The organism is Heyndrickxia sp. MSNUG (assembly GCF_049532715.1).
Lineage (GTDB): Bacteria > Bacillota > Bacilli > Bacillales > Cytobacillaceae > Mesobacillus.
The window spans coordinates 2113747-2127417 of the sequence record NZ_CP150978.1 but is presented as its reverse complement, the minus strand read 5'-3'; the positions used below and the strand labels follow the sequence as shown (position 1 = coordinate 2127417).

Annotated in this window: 12 protein-coding genes; 3 read left to right on the top strand and 9 right to left on the bottom strand. The window is 36.4% G+C overall.

Annotated features, from left to right (window positions below):
• Positions 1–674 precede the first annotated feature (674 nt).
• Together AABM38_RS10630 and AABM38_RS10625 are read right to left on the bottom strand one after the other, a co-directional pair.
• Positions 675–2639: an LTA synthase family protein gene (locus tag AABM38_RS10630; protein ID WP_423410346.1), complete on the bottom strand. Its 1965-nt coding sequence runs from the start codon at positions 2637–2639 to the stop codon at positions 675–677.
• 364 nt (positions 2640–3003) lie between these two features.
• A complete protein-coding gene (locus AABM38_RS10625; protein WP_423410345.1) occupies positions 3004–3726 on the bottom strand; it encodes a phosphatase PAP2 family protein in 723 nt (240 codons plus the stop codon).
• A gap of 578 nt (positions 3727–4304) precedes the next feature.
• Here AABM38_RS10625 and AABM38_RS10620 point away from each other — a divergent pair.
• Positions 4305–5120, top strand: a complete 816-nt coding sequence (locus AABM38_RS10620; protein ID WP_423410344.1) for a ZIP family metal transporter — start codon at positions 4305–4307, stop codon at positions 5118–5120.
• 261 nt (positions 5121–5381) lie between these two features.
• Positions 5382–6326: an aldo/keto reductase family protein gene (locus tag AABM38_RS10615; RefSeq protein WP_423410343.1), complete on the top strand. Its 945-nt coding sequence runs from the start codon at positions 5382–5384 to the stop codon at positions 6324–6326.
• A gap of 91 nt (positions 6327–6417) precedes the next feature.
• Here the strand turns inward: AABM38_RS10615 and AABM38_RS10610 are convergent, their stop codons facing one another.
• The 7 genes from AABM38_RS10610 to AABM38_RS10580 all read right to left on the bottom strand — a co-directional run bounded on the left by AABM38_RS10610 (position 6418) and on the right by AABM38_RS10580 (position 12751).
• A complete protein-coding gene (locus AABM38_RS10610; protein ID WP_423410342.1) occupies positions 6418–6954 on the bottom strand; it encodes a GNAT family N-acetyltransferase in 537 nt (178 codons plus the stop codon).
• 478 nt (positions 6955–7432) lie between these two features.
• On the bottom strand, positions 7433–7984 hold the full coding sequence (locus AABM38_RS10605) for a DUF3231 family protein (RefSeq protein WP_423410341.1): 552 nt from the start codon (positions 7982–7984) through the stop codon (positions 7433–7435).
• 187 nt (positions 7985–8171) lie between these two features.
• Positions 8172–9335: a BsuPI-related putative proteinase inhibitor gene (locus AABM38_RS10600; protein ID WP_423410340.1), complete on the bottom strand. Its 1164-nt coding sequence runs from the start codon at positions 9333–9335 to the stop codon at positions 8172–8174.
• Positions 9322–9855: an RNA polymerase sigma factor gene (locus AABM38_RS10595; protein ID WP_423410339.1), complete on the bottom strand. Its 534-nt coding sequence runs from the start codon at positions 9853–9855 to the stop codon at positions 9322–9324. The genes AABM38_RS10600 and AABM38_RS10595 overlap by 14 nt, the downstream gene beginning before the upstream one ends.
• A gap of 173 nt (positions 9856–10028) precedes the next feature.
• The gene (locus AABM38_RS10590; protein ID WP_423410710.1) at positions 10029–10958 is read right to left on the bottom strand and encodes an IS3 family transposase; all 930 of its coding nucleotides are present in this window, start codon (positions 10956–10958) and stop codon (positions 10029–10031) included.
• Positions 10856–11419 carry a helix-turn-helix domain-containing protein gene (locus AABM38_RS10585; RefSeq protein ID WP_423407105.1) on the bottom strand — a complete coding sequence of 188 codons (564 nt, stop codon included), beginning with the start codon at positions 11417–11419 and terminating at the stop codon, positions 10856–10858. The genes AABM38_RS10590 and AABM38_RS10585 overlap by 103 nt, the downstream gene beginning before the upstream one ends.
• A gap of 804 nt (positions 11420–12223) precedes the next feature.
• Complete coding sequence (locus tag AABM38_RS10580; protein WP_423410338.1) at positions 12224–12751, bottom strand: YceI family protein; 528 nt, start codon at positions 12749–12751, stop codon at positions 12224–12226.
• Positions 12752–13148: 397 nt separating this feature from the next.
• Here AABM38_RS10580 and AABM38_RS10575 point away from each other — a divergent pair, with 397 nt between their 5' ends.
• Complete coding sequence (locus AABM38_RS10575) at positions 13149–13655, top strand: ferritin (RefSeq protein ID WP_423410337.1); 507 nt, start codon at positions 13149–13151, stop codon at positions 13653–13655.
• Positions 13656–13671: the final 16 nt, after the last annotated feature.

Here is a 13671-nt window from a genome sequence, read left to right as displayed (position 1 = left end):
ATGTTATCTTTTTATTTAATTCTATTTGTTGGATAATATTCCCTTTATTTTCACACTTATTATGTCACTAAAATTTTGTCATTACCTAATTAAGCAACAAACAAGCCAATAGATATACAGGTAATGAATAAAAACCTGTATATCTATTGGCTTGTTTAGATCATTTGTTATGTTATAATCGCACCCCGTTAGCTTAATTAAAGCAATTTTAATTGTTCGGATTGCAAAACCAAAGCTGTTAGTCCCTCGTCACTTCCACTAATATGACCTTCACCTTTGCTCCAAAATACACCTTCACCACTTTTTAAGTAAACTCGTTTTTTATCTTCTCCCTCAACCCATCCTTCTCCACTCCTTTATCAATAATAATAAAACCTATATTTGTAGGTTCTTCAGTTTTTAAAATCTTCGTTTAAAATGCTAATACAGAATTGTAATTACCAATTTTATTACCAATTTCTTTTTCGAAACCAATGACGTTTTTATTACATCCAAAAGAAGTAGATGAAAATGAGTGTTACCCTCTTCGTTCATCAGGATTTATTTCTCTTTGGAACTGACTTCTTCCCCGTTTACTCCCAAAAGAGAGCTTGAACCTTGTTTTTCCATATAAAAAAAGCGTGAATTCGTATGAGAATTCACGCTTAAATGAGTGACTTTTTGCAACTGTTCTATTATTCTTCAGTTGACTTCCCTTCAGATTCTTTCGAGCTTCCGTCAGGACCTAAATATTGATAATCATTTGGATCAATTGGTTTATAACCACTTGGTGTATAAAAACGCAATAAATCCTTTGTGACCACTTCGTCGGACATTTGAAGTTCTGTTGTTACCTTATTCATGATTGTTTTATAATCATTTTGATTTGGCAATAATTCACCCGTTGCAGGGTTGTAGAATTTTTCGCCTACTTGTGTAATGTTAGGTGAAACGTAATCCCCATTCCTGAACAATGCCCAGTTGCGGTGATCTTTTGATAATAAGTCTGAACCGAACTCAAGGTAATCCTTTGTATCGATTCCTAGTAAATGAAGTACTGTCGGACGTACATCTACTTGTCCGCCATACTGGTGCTGAACTCCACCTTTTACACCTGGTACGTGAATAAATAATGGAACTTCCTGAAGCTGCGCATTAATCGTTGGTGTAATTTCTGGGACACCAAGCACTTCCGCCATCGCTTTATTGTGGTTTTCTGAAATACCATAGTGGTCTCCATAAAGGACAACGATGGTATTGTCATATAAACCATCCGCTTTTAAATCGTAAAAAAACTGCTTTATTGCTTCATCCATATAATTAGCCGACTGGAAATATTGATTCACCACTGGATCGCCAAAGTCACCAGCTGGGAATTCAGTATCCTGTGGATCCATTTCAAATGGGAAATGATTAGACAAGCTAATAAATTTAGTGTAGAAAGGCTGCTTCATGCCTTCTAGCATCGGCATCGACTCTTTGAAGAACGGTTTATCCTTCAGGCCGTAATTCTTTGTGTCTTCTTCAGTCATCTTGTAGTATTCGGCATCGTAAAACTCATCGTAGCCAAGCGCTTTGTACATTACATTTCGATTCCAGAACGTCTTATAGTTTCCATGGAATACCGCAGAAGTATAGCCGTTCTGTCCCAAAATAGCAGGAGTTGCCTGATAAGTGTTTTGTGCTTTGTTCACAAAAACGGCGCCTTGGCCTAATGGATAGATAGAGTTTTCCATCAGGAACTCAGCATCAGATGTTTTACCTTGTCCAGTTTGATGGTAGAAATTATCAAAGTAGAAGGTGTTACCATCGTGTGCCAATGAGTTCAAAAACGGTGTTACTTCCTGTCCATCCGGCATTTTATAATCAATCATGAAGTTCTGGAATGATTCGAGTGATACATAGATCACATTCATTCCTTTTGCTTTTCCAAAATACTCTGGGTTTTGTTTTGCATAATTAGCCGTTCTGTAGTTCTCGATATTTGTAATATCACTATCACTTGCCAATGCCCTCTGGCTGGATGCCTTGGCGTTTTGAATGACATCATAAATTGTGAAATTGTATGCTCCCAAATATTTAACCAGGTAATTTCGGTCAAAAGAACGGGACAATAATTCTGGGCGGTCCTTTTCTGCTAATGCAAGATTAAACAAAAATACTGCAACTGCTAATGCGAGAACAACTCGATAGGATTTGCGGCTTTTCGATACCGCTTTTTTAAATACCGTTAATGCAAGAACAATAAGGATGATCGTATCTGTAAAATAAAAAACATCCATTATGGACATTAAGGAATTCGCGCTGTCGCCAAGCTGCCCAGCATTTGATTTTGCCTGCATCAGAACAGGAACTGTAATGAAATCATTGAAAAATCGATAATACACGATATTGGCGTATAAAAGAAATGACAGCAGAGAGCTGATTCCAATCATCCACTTTTTAGCATGTTTTACAGAAAGCAATCCCAGTCCTATAAAGAATAATGCGGAACTAAGCGGGTTAATCAATAATAGAAACTTTTGCAAATTATTATCAATGCCTAATTTAAATTCCATTTGATAGGCTGCATATGTTTTGATCCAGAATAATATAACCGCAACAGCAAAAAATGCTATATTGCTAGTTTCAAATTTTTTAAGTAGCTTCATTTTTTCCATACTAATCTCCTCTCACCAAATAATAAGCTTAGGAAAAATCGATAAAATATATTATAACATATTTTCGGCTTTATTTTAACCCCAAGCAAATTATATATCCTAATTATGAACAAATTATGAACAAACACTGACTAATTGGCAGATAAATTTCAACCTTTATTATTAATCTATCTTAAACCACAAGTTACATCATACAACGAAACATGTAACAACTCAAATTTTTACTGTTGAATCTTTTGTTCATGATTCCATTTAAAGAACCTAATGAATAACCATTGTTGTTATAATAAGATTATTTATGTAAACACTATTTTACCCAAAAAGAAACGCACTGCATTAAGTGCGTTACCGATTGGGGTAATACTCAAAACCGCTGTTCCATGAATCTCCTGACAACTTTGAGCGGCCTTGCATTGCTGACATTCTGCCATGCGATCCATTCTAAGCTCAATATACAGAGAATCAGCCATATCGCTCCAGCTAAATGCCCTGCTATGACATCACTTGGATAATGAGCGTCTAGATAAATACGCGAAGTTCCAATTAAGATAATTAATATGCCCGATATTACACCTACAGTCCATTTTAATGGTTTGGAAATATCTGAACGCACAATAAAATAGGCAATGAACCCATAAAAGATAAGCGAGCCCATTGAATGGCCGCTTGGGAAACTATAACCGACCGCATCGATGTCAGGATTAATCGAAGGCCGACTTCTCGCGTAATATACTTTTAAAACCTTAGTCAGAAGCCCACCCCCTCCGATGCCAATTAAGAAAAAGAGCATTCCCCATTTATCTCTTTTTTTGATCCAGAGGGTAAAAAGAGTAACAATTGTCATCAAGGATAAAAACCATAACGACCCAAGCTCAGTCACAAAGGTCATCAGCTGGTCAAGGGTATGTGTTGAAATGTTTCTAAAAAAGGTAATGATTGAGTCATCAAACGCTTTTACTTCTTGTTCCAGCATTTCTTCTGCAACCTCTGAAAACAAGTATATAAATAAAATCGAAATGACAATCCCGGCTCCCATGAACAAAAATGGAAAGCCTACTTTTTTCACTTTTTCCTCGGTATTATTCAAGATGTATCACTGCTTTCTTAAAAAAAATTCACTATCAAGCAATGTCCCTCTAAGTGCAAGACGAACTCCCATTAGCCTATACCCCGGTGCCAATTCGTTAAACGTTGAACTGCTGCATACTTTCCGTTAACGCAAGAGGAACCGGGAATTGCCCGCACACCCAGAAACAGAAAAAGTGTCACCAAATTTTGTTATGGATGACCTGGACTCGCCTCCTGCTTATACTTATACTAAATCTATTTAAGAGTGTTCATTCGGAGCCGAATAAGGAATAAGAATGATTTAATTATAAAAATTCTTAGTTGTACCGTAGGCTTTTCAATTAATTCGCTCTGTTCTTTAAACTATGCTCTGTTTTTCCGCTTACTTTTGTTCTACCTTGGCATGATAACTTTACCGATCAAAACATTTTATATGTTTAGCTTTGCAGAAACCAAATTAATGTTAGAATACATTTTATACCTCATAAAGATGAATATATATATAAATACATTCACCCACCCAGATGCAATATAATACATTAAAAAAGAACCTGAATTCGTCTGGTAACAATAACAGGTCTATAAGGGAGTGACATTATGCTCGAATTTTTTATGGAGTTGAATCCGGTAGTCCAGGCACTGATTGGAACCTTGTTCACATGGGGAATGACTGCGCTCGGTGCAGCACTGGTATTCACAACGAAGAACCCGAACCAGAAATTCCTGGATAGTATGATGGGGCTCGCAGCTGGTGTAATGATTGCTGCAAGCTTCTGGTCGCTGCTGGCACCTGCCATTGAGATGGGCGGAGGCGGCAGTCTGCCGAACTGGTTTCCAGCCGCTGCAGGTTTTCTTCTTGGCGGATTATTTTTAATGGTTGTAGATAAACTGATGCCCCATTTGCATCCGAATTTATCTTTGGAAAAGGCAGAAGGGATCCATCCTGAAAAGAAAAGAAGAAGTACTTTAATGGTGCTGGCGATCACCCTTCATAATATACCAGAGGGATTGGCGGTCGGTGTTGCATTCGGTGCGGTTGCAGCAGGCTTCCCATCCGCTACATTAATGGGTGCAATCGCCCTCGCAATCGGCATCGGAATTCAAAACTTCCCTGAAGGTGTAGCCGTATCCTTTCCTTTACGCTCAACTGGAATGTCCAGGAGGAAAAGCTTTTTATACGGCCAGTTCTCGGGTATGGTTGAACCTATAGCTGCGGTCATTGGTGCAGCATCAGTTATTTTTATTGAGCCTCTCCTTCCCTATGCACTCAGCTTCGCAGCAGGTGCAATGATTTTCGTTGTTGCGGAAGAAGTAATCCCTGGCTCACAGGAGAACGGAAACAGCGATTTGGCCTCTTTAAGTCTGATGTTCGGATTTGCCATTATGATGATCCTTGATGTCGCTCTGGGTTAAAAAAATAAGATAGGACGGGATTATTCATCGAATGATGAAATGTTAGAAATGCTCAAAGCTTTTTATGCTTTGAGCATTTCTTTTTTTGCAGCCGAACCGGCAATATTGGTTATTTTTATCATTATAACCAAAGAAGCTAACTTAAAAGGTTACCAAAACCTCACGTTATTTCGGTTATCGAGTAAAATTATAGACCATCGTCATTAACCTGATGTATAGTTTGATTATTGAGTCAATTCAAAAAATACGGAGGGATTTATCATGCAATATCGCCGTCTAGGGAATTCCGGTTTAAAAGTAAGTGAAATTAGTCTTGGAAGCTGGCTTACATATGGAGGATATGTCGAAGAGCAAAATGCGGTATCATCCATTGACTTAGCCTACGAGTCAGGAATTAACTTTTTCGATACTGCAAATGTTTACATACGGGGAGAAGCAGAGAAAGTGGTTGGAAAGGCATTACGAAAATATCCTAGAAGCTCCTATGTTCTCGCCACGAAGGTTTTTGGAAAGATGGGTGATGGACCAAACGATCAAGGACTATCCCGAAAACATATTATGGAGCAATGTGATGCCAGCCTGAAGAGACTTGGGATGGATTATATTGATATTTATTATTGCCACCGTTATCATAACGACACACCATTGGAAGAAACGCTTCGAGCCTTGAATGATCTTGTGAGACAAGGTAAGGTCCTCTACTTGGGCGTCAGCGAATGGACGGCTGAACAAATCTCAGAAGCTGTACACCTTGCAGATAAAAAACTATTGGATCGGATTGTGGTTAACCAACCGAATTACAGCATGCTTCACCGAAAAATCGAACATGAAATCATCCCTGTCAGCGAAAAGCACGGAATCGGCCAGGTAGTCTTCTCGCCTCTTGCTCAAGGAGTGCTTACTGGAAAATATCAAAAAGGCCAGCTTGCACCAGAAGGAAGCCGTGCTGCACAACAAAATATGAACATGTCACATATCCTTACAGAACAAAATCTTGATAAGGTCGAACAATTGAAGGATATTGCGAATGAAGTGGAGCTCACATTATCACAGCTGGCCCTCGCCTGGATCTTAAGGCAGCAAAACGTATCAAGTGCCCTAGTTGGCGCAAGCAGACCAGAACAGCTTGCTGAAAATGTTAAAGCTTCAGGTGTAAAATTGCCTGATGAAATACTAGAAAAAATTGATGGGATTTTGAATGCCTAAAAATAGTGAATAAGGTTATAAGTTTACCAAAGACAGCGGCATATCTTAATTGATTGCCGCCCCTTTTTCACACGTAAAATACCAATTAAAATCACTTAACGAATTTATACATTAAAATATCATCTGCGTATTCATGGTCATTCATCTTAAATTCTTTCACTTTACGCCCTTCTTCAAGGAATCCCATCTTTTTATACAAAGATATTGCTCTTTGATTCGTTGAGAAAACTCCTAAACTTACTTTTTCAATGAAAGGATTCTTCTCTGCCCAATCTAATAAGGCCCCCAGCAGCATGCTGCCGATCCCCTTACCTCTGTGTCTATCACTTATCATCATTCCGAAAGTACCAGTATGCGACAATCGTCTTCTATTCTGGGTAGTTTCAAACACAATCCACCCGACAACTTCTCCGTCTTTTTCAGCTACCATTAATGTTTCACCTTCGTTCTCCAACACACTCTGTACCCATTCTGTATACTGAAGTGGTGTTTTAGTAAACTCATCCGAAAGTGAAATTAGGTACTCCCCTTCTGAAACGACTGATTTATGTATGTTCAATATGGCTTCTGCATCATTTAATTCTCCTGTACGAACAATATAGCTTTCTGCATTTTTTTTTATCGACAAGTGAATCCCTCCTTTAAAATTCCCTACTACGGTTTGACTATTCTGTAACTTCAAGTTATATTCCTTCCAAAATTAAAAATAACAATGTCTTAATGATCTGTACTATTGGGGAAAGTGAATTCAAAGCAGGCGTATATCAAGAACAAACTGTTCAAAACGGAAAGATTTTTATCGGATCCAAAAGAAATGTAAAAACATTAAACGGAGTAAAATTCCAGCATGAGTAAGGCACACATCTTAATAGAAACCTCCAGGAAGAATGCAAGCACTTTGGAAAAGACTCCTTCCATATTGAAGTACTAGAACCATTGACCAAAAAAGACTCGTCATACTATAACGAAAAAGAAGCTCTGCAGGAACTTGAGGAGAAGTGGCTAGAACATCTTAAGCCATTTGGGGTACGGGGATATAACAAAGAAAAATCCCGTTAGGTTCATCAAATAACAAAAACCAACTCCAAGGTGTGAGTTGGTTTTTGTTATTTGGGTGAACCTGGAGGATAATAATATGGTGGAACTTTAAGCCATCCTCTTTTACGCATGAGCGTTTTTAACGTTGAACCAAACATTGCCCATTCAAGATAAAATTGCAACCACATGACCCCAACGTCATCCCTGATCGAATCCGCTTGTCCTTTTGAACAAGCCTGCAAACATGTAACTAACTTAAATGCAACACCATTTGCAAGTTCATCATCGGTTAACTTTACGCCTAAAGGAATATCATTTGGATCTGAGTTTGGTTTTGCTGCTGTTGCATCCGGCAGAGGAATGCCTTCTTTTTTCATAAATTCATTTAACTTTTGCACTTGTGATTCACATAATTGAATGACATCGTTTAGCATTTCTCTGACTTCATCATCAGTTGTCGTGTTTAATCCCGTTTCCTCATACCGAATGAATTCAACCATCAAAGTAAGATACGTCCAAACGTCACCTGCTTCAATAATATGTAAAGGGGATTTTGGTTCGTTGGTTGTATCAATTGATATTTTTAGCATGTTCCAAATTGCTTCTAAAGGATTGGACATTCTACACCTCCTCCCTTTATCATTCCATATTCTGTATAATTTATGTAAACATCTCTTCCACCATTTGATTAAGAAAATTTTAAAAAAAGCGTTAATCCGTCTTGGATTAACGCAAACCGATAGGTTTATACACAACATTCTTATAAAATGTCGATTGCAAGTACTAGCATCTGTTTACAAATATACACTACTGCGCATTAGTTATCGTAAACTCCAAATTCTGATGATATTTCGTTGGACTGCCCTCTTCTGGTTCATTTGAAGTCAGATAAACTTCTAAAATATATGTTGCTGCTTCATATTGGTTACTTAACTCAATCTCAAATGTAAGTTCTTGACCTGGCTCTAAAGTTTTTGTATGAAATTCATTTTTAAATGATTTATCTTTACTACCATCATAAACCATGGTTCCTTTCGCATCTTTTCTCCAAAGGATATAATTAAACTCTTGGTTTGTATTAAACGTTAGGTTCACTTGGTTTGATGAATTATTTTTGACCATATATTTGAATGAATAATCCTTACCTTCAACTTGAATTAGACTGGATTTCAGTTGATCTGGTGATCCTTCATCCATTTTGGATGTATCTTTTTCTACATTTAGCGGTTGAAGTGGATTGGCCTCTAAAATTTTTTCGACTTCTTCATATCCTTCTGGAAATGCATAGTTATATCTAGCTGGAAGTGCGAAAACATACTGATTGTTTTGTCCCAGCAGTCTAGGACCAATTGGTGCTGCCCCAATATGAAATTCCTCTTTTTCAAGGGAGGACCATTGATTAAGAGTAAACACCATGATCGGAATATCTTGTCTAGGTTTATCCTCTGTCCATTCCGGATGTCTAATTGAAAGCAATGGACCATTTTCAATTATTGCATTTTGTTGCTGATCATTCGAGATTCCTTCCCACGTATCCGATACAATCTCGTATCCCTTCCAACTATTTGGTAACGCAAAGGTAAATCCATAATCTGTATTTTCATAAAGTATGCTATCTGTTAATTTATCATCAGTTTCGTTCTGGTTAATTGGCTCTTTATCATCGTCGACTTTATTTTCACCTTTTGTATTACTTTGTTGCCCTTGACCATTTGAATCTGATGGATGGTCTTCATTTAGCGGAATAGCAAGAATCGCAAATAACACTGCGGCTGCAACACTCGCTATACCTACTGAAATCTTTTTCAGTATTGTTGATCTTCTTTTCTTCTTTTCGTATAAACTTGCAAATTGCATCAGGTTCTCATGAATTCTATTTTCGGTATCTTTCGGAAACTTTTGATTATAATCAGGTTCTGGTAATGATCGAATTTCTCGCTCTAAACCACCAAATTCCTCATTCTTTTTCATTGAGAAATTCCTCCCTTATTTTCTGCAGTGATTTTAACGCGCGATGATAGGTTATTCGAACCTTATTTTCATTCCAATTTAATATGGATGCTGTCTCAGATACAGAGAATTCTTTAATTCCTCTTAGGATTATGATATCTCGATAGTTTGTTTTTAAAGATTGAATAGCTTGATACAGCAGCTTGTTATCTTCATTTAGTTGGAGAATTTTCTCCGGTGTTTCCCTATTCGTTTGCTCATCCGACAACCAAATCATTTGCTTCACCCTAACACGCTTTCTTTTTCTGATTTCATCGATCCCCACATTGCGCGCAATCGAAAAAAGCCAGGTTTTTGGACTTGATTTTTTCTGATAAGTATCAAACCCTTTAATGGCTCGGATATAAACTTCCTGAACAAGGTCTTCTACATCCGTTGACCCGATATAATAGACCAAAAAATGATATATATCTTTATTGTACAAATAAAACCACTCCGAAATTATGTCACTCATCATCAGCTGGTCAACTCCATTTTCCATCCGATTTTTCACACTCATAAATTAGTCGAAATAGAGCAATATTTATTTCACTTTTTACAAATATCATTTAAGATTTATTTTAAATTCGGTTAAACACCTAATTTAAAGCCTTTATAGTGCAATAAAAATAAGGAGCTTGAAAAGGTGGTGACCCCACAAAGTTAGAGTTTTTATTATGCAGCTAATTGGCTGGTTTGAGTTCGGTATTGTATTGGACTTAAACCAGCCAGTTTTACTTTAATACGTTCATTATTGTAGTAATATATATACTCCTCTATTTTCCTTTTCAGCTCTTCATAAGGCACTAAGTCTTCTCCGTAATACATTTCTTGTTTGAGAATCCCAAAGAAGTTTTCCATTGCCGCATTATCTGCACAGCTTGCTTTTCTAGACATACTTTGAAAGATTTTATTTCTCTTTAATGTTTTTACCCAGGTATTATGTTGATAATGCCAACCTTGATCCGAGTGTATCGTTGTACGATATTCTGCTTCGTCCTTAATGATTTCAATAGCTTTATTTAATGGCTCTAAAACCAGGTCCAATGTTGGTCTGTTGGATATACCAAAAGAGATAATTTCACCGTTGTATAAATCCATTATAGGACTTAAATATAGCTTTTGGTCATCAGTACATTTAAATTCGGTCACATCCGTTACTAGTTTTTGCAGGCGGATAGATGTATTGAATCTACGATTCAAGCGGTTTTTGGCTACTTTACCAACTGTACCTTTATATGATTTATAACGAGATTTACGTGTGAATTTTTCACATTTTAAATTCAATACACTCATTATTCGTTGAACCTTTTTATGGTTAATCACATACCCTTGTCCTCTTAACTCTAAATAAATGCGACGATATCCGTATTTACCCTCGTGCTTTTGAAATAGATCAGTAATTAGTTCCTTCCACTCTTTATCTGGATCATCTTTTTTCAATTGCTTCACTTGATAATGATAAGTTGCTTCTGGAATATCTACTACTACTAATATATCTTTTAATCTGAATCCTTCTTCTTTGAGTTCAAATGCCAACGCTGCTTGTGCTTTTCGAGGAAGGCATTCGGATTCTCCTGAAAAGCGTTTAACTTTTTTAAATATGAATTCTCTAAACGTAAAAGTTCATTTTCACGTTCTAATAGTTCTTCACGAGATAACTCTATTTCTTTTTTTAGTGATTTTCCTTTATGATTTTTAGACATAGAAGGCCGCCCTTTCGCTTTTTCTTGCAGGCCCTCTATACCCTTCTCTAAGAAGGTTTTGTACCAATTGTTAATTAATGAAGGGTTGTTCATCTCAAAAACAATCGCAGTATCTTGGTAAGAAGCACCTGTCTGTTTCATAAAGTTTAGTACATTTAACTTAAATTGGACAGAGTAAACTTTTTTAGAATGCTTCCTACGCAGTCCGTCTTCGCCAAATTCTTTATAAGCACGAACCCATCTCCTAATTTGAGATTCAGCAGGGATACCATATTTTTTAGCTAATGATATATAGCTTATAGTACCTTCTAGATATTCCTTTACGATTTTTAATTTAAATTTCCCACCATACTTTGCCATACAAAAACACCCCAGAAGTTAGATTGTAACTCTAACTTCTGGGGTGCAGTACCAAATCCAGGCTCCTTTGTTTTCCACTTTTTCAGTTAACATCAAGAATGCAACATGATTTTTTTCTTTGAAATACCAGCAACTTCTTCAACACAATAAATAATTCAATAAAAATAGCTTTAATCCTTCCTGGGTTAACGCACTCATAAAAATACAGTTTATGAAGCTAATCTAACTCAAAATGCCTTGTTAGTACTAATATATTGTCATGATGGATAGGTAAATACAAATAATGGAACAAGCAAAAAAGACTACAGCTATTTTAAAATTTCTCCTAAATTTAATTCCGTAAGCACAAAAGAAGATAGCTGCGGCTAATTTAGAAAAGCTTTGAAAATAAGCAGTACTCGCAAAAAATGAACTACTAAAAACTATTGTAATAATCAAAGTTGTTGAGATTAGTATTCTAAACCATAAGGGCTCTTTTAGGAACTGATTCATCATGAATTTTATCCGCTGCATAACCATAAAACTCCCTTCTGGAAACCATTATTACTAAAAGGTATATGTTCATTCTACAGAAGTATCACTTCGTCCACCAATAAAGCCTATTGGTTACTTAAAAAAACATAAATTGGAAAAAAGGTCATCAATAAAACCACTTAACTACATAAAAAGCAAAAATTGAAAAGAGATTGTTTTTAGACAAAAGAGCTGTAAGAACAACACCAAAAAACTAACCGGATATGTCCCGATTAGTTTTTCATCTATTTTTATTTTCTTTTTTTGAAACTGTCCAGCACGTTAAAGGATTTAAGCTGCTGGATTTACTTCTAATTCAACTTTAATTTTAATGTCTTTGCCTACAAGAACGCCACCTGTTTCTAGTGCTGCATTCCATGTAAGACCAAAATCTTCTCGGTTGATTTTTGCTTCAGCTTCAAAACCGTACACTTCTACTCCCCATGGGTTCGTACCTTTGCCGCCAAATTCAACATCGAACGTTACTGATTTTGTTACATCCTTGATTGTTAAATCGCCAGTAACCTTGTAGTCGTCCCCGTCTTTTGTAATGCTTGTTGATTTAAAATCAATTGATGGATTATTTTCTACATCAAAGAAGTCTGCTGATTTTAAGTGATTATCGCGGTCCTCATTACGGGTGTTAATACTTGCTACCTCAATTTTGAAAGCGATGGAAGCTGTTGTTAAATCTGAAAGATCTGCCGCTTCAACGTCTGCTGTATAAGAATCAAATTGACCTTTTACTTTTGATACCATCATGTGTTTCACTTCGAATCCTACTGCTGAGTGCGATTGATCTACTGTCCATTTAGCCATTTTACAATTCCCCCAATATATTAGTGAATTTCATCTCGAATTCGAGATAATACAGTAAAAAAATAAAGCCCAACGTTATCTCGAATTTTATTATCTTTAATTCAAGATAAATTTATCATATATTCACTTTGATTGTCAATACTTCTTAACCAATAAATTTTCGTTTTTTCTAAATCTTTGTTTTAAGGTAATTTCACCCTATTATCCATTTTCAAGTTATCCACAACCGTTCCCCTTCATACTTATAAACGACGCAATCTTTAAAAGGCTTGATTTTATTTATAGATGTAAACAAAGGCAATTTTTTCTAGGCGAAATATTATATAAACAAGGTACGAAACTTTCCTTTTTTTATACACTGAAATGTACAGATTTTTGTAATTGGGAGTGAAGAAAAATGAATGAGGAACTTCAAAAATTATTTAACCAGTTAATTCAAATCGAACATGTTTCAACAACATTATATCTTGCTATGTCCGCTCATATGGGTAAATTAAATTTTACAGGTATGGCAAATTGGCTAAGATTGCAATCAGAGGAAGAAAGAACGCACATGCTGACATTAATTGATTTTGTTGTGGACCGGGATGGTACTGTCCAAATCGGAAGCCTGCCTGCTCAACCAAGTGATTTCGGTACACCATTAGAGACCTTTCAAAAGGTATTAGCACATGAACAATTCGTTACAAATTCTTACCGCCAAGCCTATAATTATGCACTACAAGCTGATCCCCAGGCTGCACTGATCATTCAAGATTTTTTAAGGGAACAAATTGACGAAGAAGCTCAAGCGAAAAAGATTGTGGATCGACTCAAACTAGCTGAAAATAACCCTTCTGCTCTTTTATTATTAGATCAGGAATTAGGTGCAAGAACAAATACAACTGCCCCAGCAGCAGGTTAATTCATTCTAAGGATTC